This window comes from Micromonospora sp. NPDC126480, assembly GCF_040302465.1.
Taxonomy (GTDB): Bacteria; Actinomycetota; Actinomycetes; order Mycobacteriales; family Micromonosporaceae; genus Micromonospora.
The window spans coordinates 1-17,639 of record NZ_JBEORU010000024.1 but is presented as its reverse complement, the minus strand read 5'-3'; the positions used below and the strand labels follow the sequence as shown (position 1 = coordinate 17,639).

14 protein-coding genes and 1 pseudogene are annotated in these 17,639 nt (G+C 73.2%); 8 read left to right on the top strand and 7 right to left on the bottom strand.

Features of this window, described 5'->3' with window-relative positions:
* The first annotated feature begins 274 nt into the window (after positions 1 to 274).
* The gene (locus tag ABTW87_RS21305; RefSeq protein ID WP_350652637.1) at positions 275 to 2,314 is read left to right on the top strand and encodes a tachylectin-related carbohydrate-binding protein; all 2,040 of its coding nucleotides are present in this window, start codon (positions 275 to 277) and stop codon (positions 2,312 to 2,314) included.
* A 70-nt stretch (positions 2,315 to 2,384) separates the two neighbouring features.
* Here ABTW87_RS21305 and ABTW87_RS21300 read toward each other — a convergent pair whose 3' ends face one another.
* The 3 genes from ABTW87_RS21300 to ABTW87_RS21290 all read right to left on the bottom strand — a co-directional run bounded on the left by ABTW87_RS21300 (position 2,385) and on the right by ABTW87_RS21290 (position 4,758).
* The gene (locus tag ABTW87_RS21300; protein WP_350652635.1) at positions 2,385 to 2,903 is read right to left on the bottom strand and encodes a 2'-5' RNA ligase family protein; all 519 of its coding nucleotides are present in this window, start codon (positions 2,901 to 2,903) and stop codon (positions 2,385 to 2,387) included.
* Between the two features lie 98 nt (positions 2,904 to 3,001).
* Positions 3,002 to 3,607: a response regulator transcription factor gene (locus ABTW87_RS21295; protein ID WP_350652633.1), complete on the bottom strand. Its 606-nt coding sequence runs from the start codon at positions 3,605 to 3,607 to the stop codon at positions 3,002 to 3,004.
* On the bottom strand, positions 3,604 to 4,758 hold the full coding sequence (locus ABTW87_RS21290; RefSeq protein WP_350652631.1) for a sensor histidine kinase: 1,155 nt from the start codon (positions 4,756 to 4,758) through the stop codon (positions 3,604 to 3,606). Before ABTW87_RS21290 ends, ABTW87_RS21295 begins: the two co-directional genes overlap by 4 nt.
* Positions 4,759 to 4,891: 133 nt before the next feature.
* Here ABTW87_RS21290 and ABTW87_RS21285 point away from each other — a divergent pair, with 133 nt between their 5' ends.
* Together ABTW87_RS21285 and ABTW87_RS21280 are read left to right on the top strand one after the other, a co-directional pair.
* Complete coding sequence (locus tag ABTW87_RS21285) at positions 4,892 to 5,755, top strand: hypothetical protein (protein ID WP_350652629.1); 864 nt, start codon at positions 4,892 to 4,894, stop codon at positions 5,753 to 5,755.
* A 120-nt stretch (positions 5,756 to 5,875) separates the two neighbouring features.
* The gene (locus ABTW87_RS21280) at positions 5,876 to 7,654 is read left to right on the top strand and encodes a DEAD/DEAH box helicase (RefSeq protein ID WP_350652628.1); all 1,779 of its coding nucleotides are present in this window, start codon (positions 5,876 to 5,878) and stop codon (positions 7,652 to 7,654) included.
* Between the two features lie 172 nt (positions 7,655 to 7,826).
* Here the strand turns inward: ABTW87_RS21280 and lon are convergent, their stop codons facing one another.
* Positions 7,827 to 10,163, bottom strand: a complete 2,337-nt coding sequence (gene lon / locus ABTW87_RS21275; protein WP_350652626.1) for an endopeptidase La — start codon at positions 10,161 to 10,163, stop codon at positions 7,827 to 7,829.
* Between the two features lie 191 nt (positions 10,164 to 10,354).
* Here lon and ABTW87_RS21270 point away from each other — a divergent pair.
* From ABTW87_RS21270 to ABTW87_RS21260, 3 genes and pseudogenes are all read left to right on the top strand, one after another.
* Positions 10,355 to 10,498 (top strand): annotated as a pseudogene (locus ABTW87_RS21270) (DNA-binding response regulator); the annotation flags it as partial.
* Between the two features lie 150 nt (positions 10,499 to 10,648).
* Positions 10,649 to 10,993 (top strand): histone-like nucleoid-structuring protein Lsr2, encoded by a 345-nt coding sequence (locus ABTW87_RS21265; RefSeq protein ID WP_350652625.1) that lies wholly within the window; start codon positions 10,649 to 10,651, stop codon positions 10,991 to 10,993.
* Between the two features lie 192 nt (positions 10,994 to 11,185).
* Positions 11,186 to 12,436, top strand: coding sequence for an MFS transporter (locus ABTW87_RS21260; RefSeq protein ID WP_350652623.1), 1,251 nt, complete (start codon positions 11,186 to 11,188; stop codon positions 12,434 to 12,436).
* Between the two features lie 60 nt (positions 12,437 to 12,496).
* Here ABTW87_RS21260 and ABTW87_RS21255 read toward each other — a convergent pair whose 3' ends face one another.
* Entirely contained in the window at positions 12,497 to 13,759 is a 1,263-nt protein-coding gene (locus ABTW87_RS21255) for a hypothetical protein (protein WP_350652621.1), read from the bottom strand.
* Positions 13,760 to 14,009: 250 nt separating this feature from the next.
* A complete protein-coding gene (locus ABTW87_RS21250; RefSeq protein ID WP_350652620.1) occupies positions 14,010 to 14,870 on the bottom strand; it encodes a PDDEXK family nuclease in 861 nt (286 codons plus the stop codon).
* A gap of 172 nt (positions 14,871 to 15,042) precedes the next feature.
* Here ABTW87_RS21250 and ABTW87_RS21245 point away from each other — a divergent pair, with 172 nt between their 5' ends.
* Positions 15,043 to 15,774 carry a helical backbone metal receptor gene (locus tag ABTW87_RS21245; protein ID WP_350652618.1) on the top strand — a complete coding sequence of 244 codons (732 nt, stop codon included), beginning with the start codon at positions 15,043 to 15,045 and terminating at the stop codon, positions 15,772 to 15,774.
* Here ABTW87_RS21245 and ABTW87_RS21240 read toward each other — a convergent pair.
* Positions 15,755 to 16,723: a TerC family protein gene (locus ABTW87_RS21240; RefSeq protein WP_502891625.1), complete on the bottom strand. Its 969-nt coding sequence runs from the start codon at positions 16,721 to 16,723 to the stop codon at positions 15,755 to 15,757. The genes ABTW87_RS21245 and ABTW87_RS21240 overlap by 20 nt on opposite strands.
* Before the next feature lie 240 nt (positions 16,724 to 16,963).
* On the opposite strand from ABTW87_RS21240, the gene ABTW87_RS21235 reads away from it, so the two are divergent.
* Positions 16,964 to 17,437 (top strand): universal stress protein, encoded by a 474-nt coding sequence (locus ABTW87_RS21235; protein ID WP_350652616.1) that lies wholly within the window; start codon positions 16,964 to 16,966, stop codon positions 17,435 to 17,437.
* Positions 17,438 to 17,639: the final 202 nt, after the last annotated feature.

Below are 17,639 nucleotides of genomic sequence, written 5' to 3'. Positions count from 1 at the left end.
CGACGGATAACGTCAGCCACCTGGGCTTACTACTCTCGGTGATGACCGGCTGGATGGTAAGAGCTGATTTATCATTGCTTTTCGGTGTTTTCTCAGCACCGTCACCGCTGGCGAAGTCCAGCCTTGGCAGGGTCTCGCCGGTCGGGCATGATGACCCGGGTCGCGCCGGGGCCGAGTCCATCAGCACGGCCGGAAACGCATTTTCAATGCCTCGACGCGACGGCAGGAATCGCGGTGGTCGCAGTTGACTGCCCAATTCGGGGGAGGTTTTCGGATGGCATTTCGCCACGCAATCAGTCAATTTCCGGGAGGATCGTCGCGACGCCGGATCCTCAGTTCGGCCGTCGCTCTGACGGTCATCACGACCGGCGTCACCGTCGCCGTTCACACGGCGCCGGCGCAGGCGGCGACCGACTCGTTCACCTGCACCGGTCCAGCGGTCTTCTTCAACTCCACCACCGCCGGGACGCTGGCCCGTCGTACGTACAGCACCCCTGGTCGCGACGGCGGAACGTTCTCCGCGGCCACAAACGTCGGCTTCAGCGGCTGGCAGAGCTACGGGCGCCTGCTCGGTGGCCCCAACGGACGCGTCTACGGCATCAAATCGAATGGCCTCACCCGTTTTCGCTGGACCGGCTCCAATTGGGAGCAGGTCGACGGGAAAATCGACTGGCTCATCAGTTCAAGCTTCCAGAGCTACGCCGGAGCGTCCTACCGCGACAAGATCACTGTCGACGAGATCGGTGACTTCTACCTCATCGACGGCAACGGCAAGCTGCGCTGGTACCGCTTCGACGAGTCGACCCGGACGTGGGCGATCAGCGGCCGGGTGCTCGACACCGGCTGGGAGCGGTTCAACCTGCTGGTAGCGGCCGGCCCTGGGGTCCTCTACACCCGACACACGGACGGTCGCCTGTTCCGGCACCACTACGACCCGGTGAGCCAACGCTGGATCAGCCGGGACCGGCTGGTCGGCTCGACCTCCTGGTCCGGCTTCGCCAAGGGCCTCTTCTCAGCCGGCGGTGACACCCTCTTCGGCATCCAGGCCGACGGGGACCTCTTCCAGTACCGCTACCGCGAGGACAACCAGACCTGGGACCTGGTCGCCGACCAGATCGGCAACGGCTGGGGCGCCTTCCCGAACGTCTTCACCACCACCGACACCTGCCGCCAGGGCGCCAACGCCGGTCCGCCACGGCCGTCGACTCCGGTGCAAGCGGACGCTCCGGTCGCGGTGATGCAGGCACCGGCAGCGACCACGGCGCTGGGCACCCTGGAGTTCGCCTACACCGACAACAACGGAGGGTTGCGGCACGGCCGGGCGAAGCCCGACGAGCTCGGCTTCATCCAGTGGTCGTCGGCGCCGGGCTTCGAGGCGTACACCGGCAAGCCGGCCCTGGTCGCCGACGCGCAGGACCGGGTCAACCTCTTGGCGCACGAGGCTACGACCAGCGACGTCCGCTCGCTCACCCAGAAGACGCCGGCCATGCCGGACTGGAACCCGTGGCTGGTGCTGGGCGGTGCGATGAAGTCCGAGCCGGCCGTCGTGCGGCTCTCCGACAACAGCCTCGCGGTCTTCGCCTACGACGCGAACGGCAGCCTGTGGTCGCGCCGACAGGACGGCAGTACCGGTGATCTGCTGCCGTGGACGTCGCTGGGCGGCAGCGGGTTCGCCGGCAACCCGGTCGTCGTCGCGAACGCCGACGGCGTCGCCACGATCCTGGCGACCACCGGCACGGGCGAGGTCCGGAGCGCCACCTGGCGGGCCGGTGCCCTGACCTCCGGCTGGGTCGGTCTGGGCGGCACCGGGTTCACCGGCGCGCCCGCCACCGCCCTCCTGCCGGGCTACCGGGTGATGGTGTTCGCGCGGAACACCGACGGCACGGTCAAGACGCAGCTACGCAACATCGACGGCACCTGGCCGGGCACGTGGACGGCGATCGGGGACGGCTCGATCACACCCGACGGCTCCCCCAGCGCCCTGCTCAGCCCCACCACGGGCCGTGTCTGGGTCTTCGTACGCGCCACGGACGGCAGCATCCACCGGTCCCGGCAGACCGCCGCCGGATCGACCACCTGGACGACGTGGGGACCGGTGAGCTCCGGCGAGACCTACCCCACCGACCCCACGACGTTCACGTGGCAGAACTCGGGTGGTCAGCAGATCGGCTTCGTCACCCGCACCGTCAACTCCGCCATCCGGCTCTACGCGGCTGACGAGACCGCGGACGCATCGGCCGCCCGCAGCAACCGCACCGCCACCGCGGATCCCACCTTCACGCGGCACGACATCCCGGCCCCGCCGCGTCGCTGACCTGCATCTTTTGCCGGCGGCCGCCGGGGCACACCGCCCCGGCGGCCGCCGCTCAAGGCGAAGAGACAGGTCAGCCGCCGTACCCGGACAGGGACAGCACCGACCGGTCTGCGCTGTCATAGCTTCGGGCCGCCCCGAACGACCCGGCGGGCGCGGCCCCCACCACGGCACGCGCCAGTGCCCGGTCGGCGTCCCGGAAGCGCAGCGCGAGGCTGAGGTGCGGCGTCCAGCGGCCCGGCTCGTGCCATGGGTTACGTCCGTCCGCGTCGGCGAGCACCCGCCAGACCGCCCGGTGCAGCTCGACCAGCCCGGCGCCGGGCTCCACCAGCCAGACCAGCGGCGCACTGCCGTCGAGCACTGTGACGTCGCCGAGCCGCGCCGGCAGCGGGAGGGCCGCGTCCAGCAGCGCGGCGAGGCGGGCGACCGCCCCGGGCGGGAACTCGTCGACCGCCGCGAGGGTCAGGTGTGGACGGTTGGACGGATGGGTGTTGCAAGCCAGGCTCGGCAGGCCGGCCGCGGCGAGCCGGTCCCACGCCGCCCGCACGGCGGCGTCCAGCTCCGCCGAGCAGAGCAGTTCCACCGTACGCACGCCGCCAGGTTAGCGGCCCACCCCGCCGCCGGTTGTGTCGTCGAGCCGTCAACCTGCGCGAGCCTGCTCCGCGCCGCGGTTGCCGCCGCCCGGCACGGTCAAAGCCAGCCGTTCTCCTGCGCCGCGCGGACCGCATCGGCTCGGCCCGCCACGCCGAGCTTCTGCACCACCGCCGCCAGATAGTTGCGGACCGTCCCGGTCGACAGGTGCGCGCGGCGGGCGATCGACGCCGCCGACGACCCGTCCTGGGCCAGACGCAGTATCTCCAGCTCCCGCGGGGTGAGCGGGCACGGTGGGATGAGCAGCGCGTCGGCGGCCAGCGCCGGGTCGACGTACCGGCCGCCGACGTGCACCCGCCGGATCACGTCGGCGAGGGCGCCGCCCGGCGCGCCCTTGGGCAGGAAGCCCCGGGCGCCGGCGGCGAGCGCACGGGCCAGGTGCGGCGGGCGGCCCTGGCCGGTGAGGATGACCACCGCGCAGTCCGGCAGGGCCCGGGCCAGCTCGGCCGCGACCTCGAAGCCGTCCCGGCGGGGCATGGCCAGGTCCACGACCGCCACGTCCGGCCGGTGCGCGAGCGCGACGGTCACCGCCGCCTCCCCGTCGGCCGCCTGGGCGACCACCTCCAGGTCGTCCTCGAGGTCGAGCAGGGCGGCGAGCGCCGACCTGATCAGCTCCTCGTCGTCGGCGAGCAGCACGCGGATCATGCGGCGACCGGCACGATCGCCTCGAGGGTGAAGACGCCGTCGGCGCAGCGGGTGCGCAGGTGCCCGCCGGCACCGGCGAGACGGTCGGCCAGGCCGGTCAGGCCGTGGCTGTGCCGGTCCGCCACCGCCGTGGCGGTCACCCCGTCGTTGGTCACGGTCATCCGCACCACGTCCTCCTCCCGCCGGATCTCGATGCGGCACCAGCCGGCCCGGCTGTGCCGCAGCACGTTGGTGCCCGCCTCCCGAAGCACGACCGCGAGCTGCGTCGCCGCCTCCGGCGGCAGTTCCACCGGTGGCGGCACGAGCGTGCACTTCACTCCGGACGACCGGAGCACCTCGCCCACGGCCGTGAGCTGCTCGACGAGGTCCACCCTCCGGTAGCCGTGCACGGTCCGGCGCAGCTCGGCCAGTGCGGTGGCCGCCAGGCGCTGGGCCTCCCCCGCCTCCCGGCCGGCTCGCTGCGGGTCGGTGGGTGCCAGGCGGGCCGCCAGCTCCGCCTTCAGTGCGATGACCGTCAGATGGTGCCCGAGCAGGTCGTGAACGTCGCCCGCGAAGCGCAGCCGCTCCTGCGCCGCCGCCAGCCGCGCCTGGGCCGCCCGCCCCTGGCCGGCCTGCACGAGCAGTTCCCAGAACCAGACCTGGAAGCCGTTCACCGCGGCGACGCCCAGCCCGACCGTGCCGGTGACCAGCAGCGACCGGGTCACCGACGTGCCGGTCCACGCGGCCAGCGCGCCGGCGACGGCGAGCGCGGCGGCGACCACCGGCAGCACCAGACGGAACGAACCCAACAACGGCACCCCGCCGACGACGGCCGCGCCCAGCCAGGCCCAGGTGGGCCAGGTGCCCACGGCGACCGGTGCCACCAGCGGTACCGCGAGCACCGCCACGGCGGCGTACGCAAGCCGCAGCCGCCGCCGCGACCGGCCGGACGGCGCGGGCGTCACCACCGTACGCAGCGCCACCGCCAGCACGACCGCGAACGCGGCGAGCCCCGCCGCCCCGGAGACCACCCGCCACGGGTCGGTTTCCCGGGACAGCCCGACCGCCGGCAGGAGCAGGGTGGCGGCCATACCGGAAGCGAGGGAGACCACTGTCGCGGTGCGGGCCCGTGACAGGCTCCGCCCGCCGTCCGGCACCGCCGCCTCCACCACGCTCTGAAGGGTAGAGCGCGGCGCCACACACCAGGACGCCGCGGCTCGCACGGTCGGGCCGTGCGTTCCGCACCGTCGACCGGTGACGGTGCGCGCCTGGTTCCCGGCCGCGCCCGCCCCGCACGCTCGTCGCATGACAGAGCTGACGGCGACCTGCGCCGCGACGACCCACGACGACCTGCCGGCCCGACGCGTTCCACCGCTCGCCCGGCACCTGCTGGAGATGGTCCTGGCCATGGTGGTCGGGATGCTGCTGCTGGGTCCGGCGCGCGGCGCGCTGGCCGGTGCCCTCGGGCTGGGCCCGGCGGCGCCCGGCACCGGCGCGCTGCTGATGGCCACGGACATGAGCCTCGGCATGTCGGTGTGGATGTGGTACCGGGGGCATTCCGCGCCGGCGATCGGCGAGATGGCCGCCGCCATGTACGCGCCGGTGCTGCTGCTGGCCGTGCCGTACGCCGTCGGGCTGATCGGCGCCGGGGCCCTGATGGTGGGCGGCCACCTGCTGATGGTGCCGGCGATGGCCGCGGCGGTGCTGCGGCGCCGCGACGAGTACGCCGAGCACCGCGGCACCCGGCCCGGCCCGGACGCACACCCGCTGGTGCGGTTGGCGGCCCACCGCTGGCCGACCGGACTCGCACTGCTGATGAGCTTCGACAACTGGATCACACCGGCGGTCCTTCCCTGGTGGACCCTTCTCGGCCTGGCGGCCAGCTACCTTCTCGTCGGGGCGTGGCGGCGCCGGCTGGGCAACCGCCGGGTGCGCACCGTGCAGTTGGCGGGCCTGCTCGGCTGGACCGCGCTGGCCGTGGCCGCGCTGGTCGTCGGCGGAGACGCCGCCCGGTGGATCGTGGCCGTCGGCTGGCTCGCCCACGCCGTCTGGGACGCGTTCCACCACTGGCGGGACGAGGTCGTGCCGCGCGGCTACGCCGAGTGGTGCGCCGTCCTCGACACGGCCCTCGGCGCCACGATGATCCTGTTCATCGTCACCAGCCCGTGACGACCGGGTCGGCCGCGGCCCGCCACGACGACACCGTCGGTACGGGGTGGCGGCCGCCCGCCGCGGCGTGTTGTGCCGGTCGCCGGAGCGGACCCGAGGCGGTGATGAAAGGCTTGACGCATGAGTTCCGCACCCGTACGGCCCGATCCACCCACTGAACCGCCCGCCGGCGACGAGGCGTCCGCCTTCGCCGACCTCGACCTGCGCGACGAGTTGCTGGCCGCGCTCTCCGCGCTCGGCTACGAGGAGCCCACGCCGATCCAACGGGAGGCGATCCCTCCCCTGCTGGCCGGCCGGGACCTGCTGGGACAGGCCGCCACGGGTACCGGCAAGACGGCCGCGTTCGCGCTGCCGCTGTTGCAGCGAATGCCCGACGGCCGCCGCGGCGGGGACCCGGTGGCGCTGGTGCTGGTGCCCACCCGGGAGCTGGCGGTGCAGGTGTCCGAGGCGTTCCACCGGTACGGCAAGGACCTCGGCGCCCGGGTGCTGCCGATCTACGGCGGCCAGCCGATCGGTCGGCAGCTGCGCGCACTGGACGCCGGCGTGGACGTGGTGGTGGCCACCCCCGGCCGTGCGCTGGATCACATCGCCCGCGGCACGCTTCGTCTCGGCGACCTCGCCACCGTCGTGCTCGACGAGGCCGACGAGATGCTGGACATGGGTTTCGCCGAGGACATCGAGGCGATCCTGGAGCACGCTCCGGAGCAGCGGCAGACCGTGCTGTTCTCGGCGACGATGCCGAGCCGGATCGACGGGATGGCCCGGGCGCACCTGACCGATCCGGTGCGCATCCTCATCGCACGCGAGCAGCCGGTGGCCGGTGCGGCGCCCCGGGTACGGCAGAGCGCGTACCTGGTCGCGCGCGCACACAAGCCGGCGGCTCTGGGCCGGGTGCTGGACGTGGAGTCGCCGACCGCGGCGATCGTCTTCTGCCGCAGTCGGGAGGAGGTCGACCGGCTCACCGAGACGATGAACGGGCGGGGCTACCGGGCCGAGGCGCTGCACGGCGGGATGAGCCAGGAGCAGCGCGACCGGGTGATGGGCCGGCTGCGGGCGGGCACCGCCGACCTGCTGGTGGCCACGGACGTGGCCGCCCGTGGACTGGATGTCGAGCAGCTCAGCCACGTTGTCAACTACGACGTGCCATCGGCGCCCGAGTCGTACGTGCACCGCATCGGCCGGGTGGGTCGCGCCGGCCGGGAGGGGGTGGCGATCACCCTCGCCGAGCCACGCGAGCACCGGATGCTCAAGACCATCGAGCGGGTCACCGGCCAGCGGATCACCATCGACAAGATCCCGACGGTGGCGGACCTGCGGACGCGCCGGCTGGAACTCACGCAGGCGGCCCTGCGGGAGAGCCTGCTGGAGGACGACCTGGAGCCGTTCCGGGCGATCGTCGAGTCACTCAGCGACGAGTTCGACCTGATGGAGGTGGCGCTCGCCGCGGTCAGTCTGGCCCACGAGGCGACGCTGCCGGGCACGACGGACGAGGAGGAGGAGATCCCGCAGGTCGCGGTCCGCCCGTCCCGGGAGGGCCGGCCGGGGTACGACGGTCGGGTCGAACGCCGTCCGGCACGTCCCCGGGCCGCCGGCACCACCCAGGTCTTCATCGGGCTGGGCCGGCGCGCCGGCGTCCGGCCGCAGGACCTGGTCGGCGCCATCACCGGCGAGACCGCGGTGAGCGGGCGGGACATCGGCTCGATCGAGATCGCCGACCGCTTCTCACTGGTGGAGGTGCCGGTCGCGCTGGCCGACGAGGTCATCGCCGGGCTGCGCGGCAGCACGATCAAGGGCCGCAAGGCGACCGTCCGCCGGGACCGGGACACCGACGGCGACCGCCGCCCCGACGGCGACCGCCGCCACGACGACCGCAGCGACCGCGGCTGGCAGCGCCGCTGAGCGGTAAGGAAGGGCCCCTTCTTAACGCCTTCGGTAGAGGAAGGGCCCCTTGTTAACACCGTCCGGCAGGAGCGAGGTGCGGGAAACGCACCCGGACCGATCACCGAGGGCACGTGTTAAGAAGGGCCCCTTCTACAACGCCAGGCGTTAACAAGGGGCCCTTCCTTACACCTCAGGCGGCGGTGAGTGCCGGACCGTCCAGCGCCTTCGTGTCGGCGTCGGCCGGGCGTAGCGCCAGGGCGAGCACGTCGGCGACGTCGGCGAGCGGGTGGATGGTCAGCGCCTCGCGTACCTCGCTGGGCAGGTCGTCCAGGTCCGGTTCGTTGCGCTTCGGGATGATGACCTCGGTGAGGCCGGCCCGGTGGGCGGCGAGCAGCTTCTGCTTGACGCCACCGATGGGCAGCACCCGTCCGGAGAGGGTCACCTCGCCGGTCATCCCGAACTCGGGCCGGACCGACCGGCCGCTGGCCAGCGACGCCAGGGCGGTCACCATGGTGATGCCGGCGCTCGGGCCGTCCTTGGGCACCGCGCCCGCCGGGACGTGCAGGTGGATCCGCCGTCCGGCGAGTGCGTTCGGGTCCAGCCCGAGCCGGCGCCCGTTCGAGCGCAGGTACGACAGCGCGATGTGCGCCGACTCCTTCATGACGTCACCGAGCTGGCCGGTGAGGGTGAGCCCCGGCTCGCCCGCCATGTCGGTGGCCTCGATGAAGAGCACGTCGCCGCCCGCGCCGGTGACGGCCAGGCCGGTCGCCACCCCGGGCACCGCCGTCCGCTCGGCCGACTCCGGCGTGAACCTCGGCCGGCCCAGGTAGCGGGCGAGGTCGCCGGTGTCGACGCGGACCGGCGCGGGGTCGGTGGCGAGTGCGACGGTGACCTTGCGCAGGATCTTCGCCAGGGCGCGTTCCAGCTGCCGTACGCCGGCCTCCCGGGTGTGTTCCCCGGCGATGCGGGACAGCGCCTCGTCGGTGATCGTCACCTCGTCGACGGTCAGCCCGGCCCGCTCCCGCTGCCGGGGCAGCAGGTGGTCGCGGGCGATGGCGACCTTCTCGTCCTCGGTGTAGCCGTCCAGCGTCACCAGCTCCATCCGGTCCAGCAGCGGGCCGGGGACGGCCTCCACGACGTTGGCGGTGGCCAGGAACAGCACGTCGGACAGGTCGAGGTCGACTTCCAGGTAGTGGTCGCGGAAGGTGTGGTTCTGCGCCGGGTCGAGTACCTCCAGCAGCGCGGCGGCGGGGTCGCCGGAGTAGCCGACGGCCAGCTTGTCCACCTCGTCGAGGAGCACGACCGGGTTCATCGAGCCGGCCTCCCGCAGGGCGCGGACGATCCGGCCGGGCAGGGCGCCGACGTAGGTGCGCCGGTGGCCGCGGATCTCCGCCTCGTCGCGCACGCCGCCGAGGGAGACCCGCACGAAGGTGCGGCCGAGCGCCCGGGCGACGGATTCACCGAGGCTGGTCTTGCCGACACCGGGCGGGCCGGCCAGGGCCAGCACCGCGCCGGAGCCGCGCCCGCCGACGACACCGAGGTTGCGCTCGGCACGCCGGTTGCGCACCGCGAGGTACTCCAGGATCCGGTCCTTGACGTCGGCCAGGCCGGCGTGGTCGGCGTCGAGCACGGCGCGCGCCGCGGCCAGGTCGGTGTTGTCCTGGGTACGCGTGTTCCACGGCATCTCGAGCACGGTGTCGAGCCAGGTACGGATCCAGCCGGCCTCCGGGGAGGCGTCGCTGGCCCGTTCCAGCTTGCCGACCTCGCGCAGCGCCGCCTCGCGTACCTTCTCCGGCAGGTCGGCGGCCTCGACGCGGGCCCGGTAGTCGGCCGAGCCATCGGGCTCGTCCTCGCCGAGTTCCTTGCGGATCGCGGCGAGTTGCTGGCGCAGGAGGAACTCGCGCTGGGACTTCTCCAGCCCTTCGCGCACGTCGGTGGTGATCTGCTCGGCGACCTCCTGCTCGGCGAGGTGGTCCTTCACCCAGCCGACCAGCAGTTCGAGGCGTGTGGTGACGTCCGGGGCGGCGAGCAGTTCGGTCTTCTGGGTGAGGCTGAGCCAGGACACGTAGCCGGCCGAGTCGGCCAGTTCGGACAGGTCGGTCATCCGCTCGATCGCGTCGATGACCTGCCAGGCGCCGCGCTGCTGGAGCACCGACGTCATCAGGGCCCGGTACTCGCGGGCGAGTTCCCGGGCGCGGCCGGCGGGGGCGGGTTCGGTCAGTTCGGTCGCCTCCACCCAGAGCGCCGCGCCGGGCCCGGGGACGCCGGAGCCGATCCGTGCGCGGGTGAGGCCGCGTACGACGGCGGCCGGTTCGCCGCTGGGCAGCCGGCCGACCTTCTCGATGGTGGCGACGACGCCGACCGGTCCGTACTCGCCGTCGATGCGGGGCACGGCGAGCAGCCGCCGGTCGCCGGTGGCGCGGGCCGCGTCGACGGCGGCCTGGGTGATCGTCTCGAGGGTCACCGGGATCACCATGCCGGGCAGCAGCACGGCGTCGGTCAGGGGAAGGACCGGAAGTTTCGCCATCGAACACCTGCTATCACGTTGAGTTGAGCGTGTTCAACTCAAGTAACAAATCGTTCCCCTTGTTCCGTGGTGTGACCCAGACCACTCCGGCGCGGTACGACCAACTCCCGCGGTGAGCCGCCGCCGACCCTCACGGCCAGCGGGATCGCCAGCGCGGTCAGCGCCAGCGCGGCGAGCAGGCCGCCGGGCGCAGCACCGTCGAGATCGCCCTCGGGATGCACGTCTCCGAACGCACCGCCAAGCGGATGACGGCCACACTGCTGCGCAGGCTCCGGGTCTCGAGCCGGGCCGAGGCCGCCGCGCTCGCCGGGCACGCCGGCCTGCTCGCGGACTGACCGGCGGCACTTTCCGGCCGACCGTGCGCCGATTTCGGCGAAGGATTACCGAGCCGAACCTAAATGAGTACGACGCGTTTTGTTGCGGTTATGCCATGCGATACGTCAAACTTTGAACACACCCCGCCCCCACACAGGGAGTAATCGGCGATGGCAAGAAAAGTAATCACGGTTCTGACCGACGACCTCGACGGCGGAAAGGCCGATCGGACCGTCGAGTTCGGCTTGGACGGCGTGGCGTACACGATCGACGTCTCCGACGAGAACGCGGGTGTGCTGCGCAAGGCACTGGACCCGTACATCACGGCCGGCCGGCGGATCGGCCGCGGTGGCGTGGAGACGGCACGGCCGCCGCGGCGGGGAGCCGGTTCCGGCGCGGGAATGGACCGGGAGCAGAACCGCGCCATCCGGGAATGGGCCGTGAAGAACGGCTACAAGATTTCCGAGCGCGGCCGGATCCCGGTCGAGGTCGTCGAGGCGTACAAGAACCGCTGAACGACGCCCTGCGCGGGGCCGTGCCGGAATTCGGCGTGGCCCCGCCGGCATTTGCGGGGCCTGCCATTCCCGGCCGTGATCGTGATCCGCGCCACGCGCCCCGAAGGGCGACCGCAGCCGTGTCGTACCCCTGGGTTGTAATGAGCGCCAAGCTTGGTGGTCATTACGGTTCCGGGTGGACGGGGGCGGCCGATGAGGAAGTGGTGGACGCGGACGGCGGGTGGGCTGCCGCGCACCTTCTGGCACCTGTGGACCGCCACGCTGATCAACCGGCTGGGCAGCTTCGTCGCCATCTACCTGGGTGTGTACCTGGTGTCGGTCCGGGACTTCAGCCCCGCGTACGCCGGAATGGTGATCGGGTTGCACGGCGCCGGCAGCGCGGCCGGCGGCGTCCTGGGCGGCGTCGTGGCGGACCGCTGGGGGCGGCGACCGGCGATGCTGAGCGGCAACGTGGCGGCCGCCGCGATCGCGCTGTCGCTCGGCCTGAGCGGGCATCCGGCGGCGATCGCGGCCCTGACGCTGCTGCTCGGACTCTGCCTGGGGGTGGCCCGGCCCGCCTTCACCGCGACGATCATCGACGTGGTCGGCGAGCGGGACCGGCTGCGCGCGCTGACCTTGAACTACTGGGCGATCAACATCGGCTTCTCGGTCGCCGCCACCATCGCCGGACTGCTGGTCCGCGTCGACCCGGTGCTGCTGTTCGTGATCAACGCCACCGTGCTGCTCGGCACCGCCGCCCTGATCGGTCTCACGGTGCCCGAGTCCCGACCGGCGGTCACGGCCGCCGGTCCGGCCGCGCGGGGCGATTCCGGCGGCCTGGGTACGGTCCTGCGGGACCGGGTCTTCCTCACCTTCACGGCGCTGACCGGTCTCGCCTGGCTCTGCATCGAGGCGAGCGTGCTGCTGCCGGTCGCGCTGCAGGCCGACGGGCTGCCGGCCACGGCGTACGGGCCGATCATCGCGGTCAACGGCCTCATGATCGTCCTCGGCCAGCTCTTCGTGCCCCGGCTCGTCGGCCGCTTCGACCGGTCCCGCACCGTCGCGGTCGCCGTCCTGGTGATCGGCACCGGCTTCGCCCTCACCGCGCTCGCCGACAGCGTGTGGTTCTACGCGTTCACCGTGCTGGTCTGGACCCTCGGTGAGATGGCCATGACCCCGGCGAACTCCGCGCTGACCGCCGACCTGTCGCCCGCCGCGCAGCGCGGTCGGTACCAGGGGGTCTACTCACTCGGCCACGCCTTCGCCACGTTCGCCGGTCCCATCCTGGGCGGTCAGGTCGCGCACCGCGTATCGGTCGACGCGCTGTGGCTGGGCCTGTCCGGGCTGGCGCTGGTGGTGGCCGCCGCCAACCTCTTCGCCGCCCGCTCCCGCAACCGGCGGATCGCCGCGCTCCGGGCCGCCACGGCCGCGCCGACCCCTCCGGCGGTCGCGGTGGCGGCCTGAGGCCGGCACGGTGCGGGGCCGCCCCGGGTCGTACACCCCGGACGGCCCCGCACCCGTCACTCAGTTGACCTCGATCCGCACCGCGTCGAACGCGGGGGTCTGGTTGGCCCGCTCCATCATCGGGATGCGGTGCGAGCCGTCACCGGCCCAGACCGCGCACTGCGCGAGGCCCGCCTCCGGGAGGCCCGGGACCTGGATGACGACCTCGTCCGCGTCGCGGCCACCCTGGCTGTCCTCGGTGGCGACGAAGAACGCCGGCACGGCCTCCGGGTTCGCCGGCGCCTCGTCGGTGCTCTGCAGCATCCGGCAGGCCGTGTGGAAGTGACCACGGGTCAGCCCGTCCTCGTTGAGCAGCGAGCTCTCGACGTAGTACCCGCCCTGGCCGGCGGCGAGGAAGCGGTCCCGGATCAGGTTCCGGGTGCTCACCCGCAGGGTGAACGGCTGGTTGGCGCCGACCTCCTGCGGGAAGTCGGTGATCAGCAGGGACGGGTTGTTCTCGGCGGCGCCCACCTCACCGAAGGACGTGCTGACGCAGCGGTTGCCGTTCTGGAAACCGTCGTGCGGCTGCAGGCGGCTCTCGTCGCAATTGTTCGCGAGCACGCCCAAGCCGGCACCCGGGGCGTTACCGCCGTTGTTTCCGCCGTCGTTGTCACCGCCATTGTCACCGCCGTTGTTCCCCCCGTTGTTGCCGTCGTTGGGGTTACCGGTCGGGGCGACCTGGCACTCGGCGAGTTCGGCCAACCCGCGCGGCCGCGGACCGAACCGGTCGACGGCGATGGTGATCCGCTGCAACGTCGCCCGTCGCTTGTCCGCCAGCGGCCTCAGGATGGCGTTGCGGACGAAGGCGTCGCCGCGGTTGCCCTCGGCGGCGAGCCGCCGGTCGGCCTCGTTGATCTGGTTCTGCAGCTGGGCGAGGTTCCGGTCCACCTCGGCGCGGGCCCGCTCGGGGATCTGCGGCAGCCGGCTGGCGACGTCCGGGCAGGCCACCGCGGACCCACCGTTGTTCGCCGGGGCCTCGCCGTCCCGGGTCTCCTGGCACTCCTCGACCGACTGCTGGCCGTCGCCCCAGTGGTTGCGTACCCAACGGCCGTTCTGCCAGGTGCGGGTCGTCGTGCCGGTCCCGGCCGGCGCGGTCGCGCCGGGGCTGGGCTCCACGCAGGCGGCGGCCGCCGGGCGGGTTCGCTCCTTCCGCCGTTCGCCGGCCGACGAGATCTGGGTCACGGCGACCACACCGCCGAAGACCACCAGCGTGCCGACCACGGCCACCAGCCGCTTGCTCCGCGCGTTACCGGATGACCGGCGCGCCCGTGTGGACCTGCGCATTGAATTGCTCTCCTTCGCGATCCGGTATTTGATTCGAGACCTCGGCGGACCGACGGAATTGAGACGGCACGACCCATCGGGACGTAACCGGCGGCACGTCGATGAACGACGATGCCCTTTCCGCACCGTCTTCCGCGCCTGGCGACGCGGTCGGGGAGATCCTGTCCATTCCCGCTTGAGTACGGGAGGGTGCGGACGATGGTTCAACGGCGGGCGGAGAAATTTTCTCGGCCGGGCCGGGAGGCGCGGATCAGTCGACGCAGAGGTGGTCGAACGCGAACCCGCCGGCCAGCTCGTCGCGGCGCGCGGCCAACCCGCGGATCTCCGCACGCAGCTGGTCGGGTGCGGTAAGCGCCGGTGTGCCGTCGTCCTGGGCACGCAACCGCTCGCCGACGGCCAGGGTGGCGAGATCCTCGGCGAGCCGGGCCGGGTCGACGCCGGAGGCGAAGCGGTGCTCCGTCACGGTCACCCGCTCCACCAGGAGCGCGTCGGGGCGGATCGCCACCCAGCTCCACCCCTCGGCCGGGCCGCCGGACCACTGCACGTGCAACCCGCGCACGATGGGGTCCGCCAGCCGCCGCGACACGTACGCCTCCACGGCCGCGGTCCGGGTCAGCGCGCCCAGGTCGTTGACCGCGCCGGTCCGCCCGTCCGGAAGCCGCCCGAGGATCTCACGGAACCCGGTCACCCCCGGCTCCCCGGCCCACCGCTCGGCGTAACCGCGGGCGTCGATCACGTACGCGAGGATCGCCGCGCCGTGGTCGGCGGCCCGCAGCGTCGGCGAGCCGATCCGCAGCACCGGCAGGCCGACGGCGGCGCTGACGGCGTCCTTCATCCGCTCCACGCGCTGGGCGGACGAGCCCGCGGGCGGAGGCGGGCCGATCTCGACCGCCACCGTCGGATACCCGGTGTCGGCGGCGCAGACGACGAGGTCGAAGGTCTCCCGCAGGGAGGTGGTCCACTGGTGGCCGGTGACGCCCGGCGGCCGCCGGTGCACCAGGTCGCTCAGCCGGCGGGGGCCGTGCACGACCTGACCGCCCCGGGCCAGCACCGGCCCGCTCTCCGCGGGCAGCGCCCGCAGCCAGCCGCCGTCCACGCCGCTGCTCGTCATCGCCCTGTGTCCGTCCGCCGTTCCGTCGCCCCAGCCGGCGACCGGCCGAGTCTAGGACGTCGATCATCGTCGGCGCCCCGGTGGTCCGGCGTCCGCGGCGGATGCCATGTTAAGAAGGGGCCCTTTCAGTGCACCAGGCGTTAAGAAGGGGCCCTTCCTTCGAGGAGGTCGGATGCGGGTGGTGTCGTTGGTTCCGTCGTTGACCGAGGCGGTCGCGGTGACGCTGCCCGGGGCGCTCGTCGGCGCGACCGACTGGTGCACCCACCCGGCCGGGCTGGACGTGCCGCGGGTCGGCGGTAGCAAGTACCCCGACCTGGACCGGGTTCGCGCTCTGCGGCCCGACGTGGTGCTGCTCAACATCGAGGAGAACCGACGCGAGGACGCCGACGCCCTGGCGGCGGCCGGCGTACCGGTGCGGGTCACCTACCCGCGCACCGTCGACCAGGCGCTCGCCGAGCTGTCCGGGCTGCTTGCCGAGTTGGGTGCGCCGGCCGAGCCGGCATGGCTGGCGGCCGCCCGCCGCGCCTGGGCGGCGCTGCCCGGCGACACGACGCGACACCGCGCGGTGGTGCCGGTGTGGCGGCGGCCGTGGGTGGTGCTGGGCAGCGACACGTTCGCCGGGGACGTGCTGCGCCGGCTCGGCGTCGCCAACCTGTACGGGGGCCACGCCGAGCGGTACCCCCGACCGACCCTGGCCGAGCTGCGCGACCGGGCGCCGGAGCTGGTGGTGCTGCCCGACGAGCCGTACCGGTTCACCGCGGCCGACGGACCGGAGGCGTTTCCGGGCGTGCCGTGCGCCCTGCTCTCCGGGCGCCACCTGACCTGGTACGGGCCGTCCCTGGCGGAGGCTCCCGCCGTCCTGGCGGCCCAGCTCGCCGCGCCGGTCACCCACCCGGCGGGTTGACCCGGCTGGCCCGCCGCCGGGTCCGTCGCAGGTCCACCACGCTCCACAGGATCGACGTGGACAGCGCGACCACCACCACCGCCAGGGTGAGCCAGACCGGCACCTTCCCCACCGGCGTCTCGGCGAGGATCAGCTTCACCCCGGCGAAGGCGAGCACCACCGCGAGCCCGTAGCGCAGGCAGCCGAAGTGCCGCAGCAGGCCGGCCAGGCAGAAGTAGAGGCTGCGCAGGCCGAGCACGGCGAACGCGGTGGCCGTCCAGACCAGGAACGTGTCGGTGGTGATGGCGAGGATCGCCGCCACCGAGTCGACCGCGAACACCACGTCGGTGCCCTCGATCGCGACCAGCGCGACCAGCAGCAGCGTGGCGTGCCGCCGGCCGTCCACCCGGGCGGTGAAGCGACCGCCGTGGTACCGGGCGTCGGTGGGGACCAACCGGCGGAACAGCCGGACCGCGATGTTGCGCCCGGGGTCGACCTCCGGCTCGCCGCGCACCGCGAGTCGCCAGCCGGTCCAGATCAGGAACGCCCCGAGGCCCAGCCCCGCCCAGGCGAGCCGGTCCAGCAGGTGCGCCCCGGCGAAGATGAAGACCAGCCGGAACGCGAGTGCGCCGACCACGCCCCAGAACAGCACCTTGTGCTGGAACTCCTCCGGCACCCGGAAGTAGCGGAAGAGCAGCGCGAACACGAAGACGTTGTCCACCGACAGGGCCTTCTCCAGCAGGTAGCCGGAGTAGTACGCGCCCGCCGGCTCACCGCCCAGCCAGAGCAGGACCACCACGCCGAACACCAGCCCGGCGGTGATCCACACGGCCGACCAGGTGATCGCCTCGCGCAGCTCGATGACGTGGTTGTCCCGGTGCGACAGCACGTCGACCGCGAGCATGACGGCGATGACCGCGCCGACCGCCGCCCAGCCCCACAGCGGCACCGTGAACGTCGCCTCGTCCAACCGGCGCCCTCCGCATCCGTGACGCCTCGTCCCGGGGCGGCGGGCCCGAGGCACGGCCACCCGTCGCGTACCCACGAGGCCGGACCACGTCGCCTCCGAGCCTAGGCGAGCCGCCCGACCCGCCGGTGGCGCTCCGCCGAACTCGGCCCCCGCCGAAGGACCCGACGGCACGGGCCCTTCGCGCCTGGTGCGCCGCTCGGCGCGGAGGTGCACTGCGGTCAGGAGGAAAGGAGGCAGACGATGGAGAACAACCGACTGATCGTGGTGGGCGTCGACGGCTCCGAGGGTGGGCGTCGTGCGCTGCGGTGGGCAGCCGGCGAGGCGGCGGCCCGGGGCGGCACCGTGCAGATCGTGGTGGCGTGGCGGTGGGACGGCATCGAGACCGGCCCGACGGCCGCGACCAATCCGGATGCCGAGCGCCAGCGCGCGTACGACGTGCTGCGGCGGGAGATGGCCGACCTGCTCGCGTGGCAGGGCCCCGGTCACCCGGTCGCCGGCGAGGTCGTCGAGGGACGGCCCGCCGACGCGCTGACCGCCGCCGCCCGGACCGCGGACCTGCTGGTACTGGGCAGTCACGGGCACAGCCGGCTGCGGCACACCGTCCTCGGTTCGGTGAGCGAGGAATGCGTCCGCAAGGCGAGCTGCCCCGTGGTGGTGGTTCCGGTGCCGGTCGCGGCTCCGCGGACCGCGGGCGAGCCGGTGCTGCACGGCTGATCCCGTCGCGGGTGGCCACCCCGTCCGTCCGGTGCGGCCACCCGCGACCCGCTGCGGCGGGGACGGCAACGGGCCCCGCCGCGCGGCGGGGCCCGTTGCCGGTGCGGGTCAGACATCCCATGTCGTTGGGGCGTCAAGCGGCGGCGGGTTGGGTGCGGTGGGCCCAGGCGGTGGTTTCGTCGTAGTGGGTGCCGGTTTTGAG

Bases quoted from the DNA above. Each gene is read 5' to 3' on its own strand.
- ABTW87_RS21245 (WP_350652618.1), top strand. From the start codon at position 15,043: ATGCGGGTGGTGTCGTTGGTTCCGTCGTTGACCGAGGCGGTCGCGGTG.
- ABTW87_RS21235 (WP_350652616.1), top strand. From the start codon at position 16,964: ATGGAGAACAACCGACTGATCGTGGTGGGCGTCGACGGCTCCGAGGGT.
- ABTW87_RS21285 (WP_350652629.1), top strand. From the start codon at position 4,892: ATGACAGAGCTGACGGCGACCTGCGCCGCGACGACCCACGACGACCTG.
- ABTW87_RS21280 (WP_350652628.1), top strand. From the start codon at position 5,876: ATGAGTTCCGCACCCGTACGGCCCGATCCACCCACTGAACCGCCCGCC.
- ABTW87_RS21295 (WP_350652633.1), bottom strand. From the start codon at position 3,607: ATGATCCGCGTGCTGCTCGCCGACGACGAGGAGCTGATCAGGTCGGCG.
- ABTW87_RS21265 (WP_350652625.1), top strand. From the start codon at position 10,649: ATGGCAAGAAAAGTAATCACGGTTCTGACCGACGACCTCGACGGCGGA.
- ABTW87_RS21260 (WP_350652623.1), top strand. From the start codon at position 11,186: ATGAGGAAGTGGTGGACGCGGACGGCGGGTGGGCTGCCGCGCACCTTC.
- ABTW87_RS21305 (WP_350652637.1), top strand. From the start codon at position 275: ATGGCATTTCGCCACGCAATCAGTCAATTTCCGGGAGGATCGTCGCGA.
- ABTW87_RS21255 (WP_350652621.1), bottom strand. From the start codon at position 13,759: ATGCGCAGGTCCACACGGGCGCGCCGGTCATCCGGTAACGCGCGGAGC.
- lon (WP_350652626.1), bottom strand. From the start codon at position 10,163: ATGGCGAAACTTCCGGTCCTTCCCCTGACCGACGCCGTGCTGCTGCCC.
- ABTW87_RS21250 (WP_350652620.1), bottom strand. From the start codon at position 14,870: ATGACGAGCAGCGGCGTGGACGGCGGCTGGCTGCGGGCGCTGCCCGCG.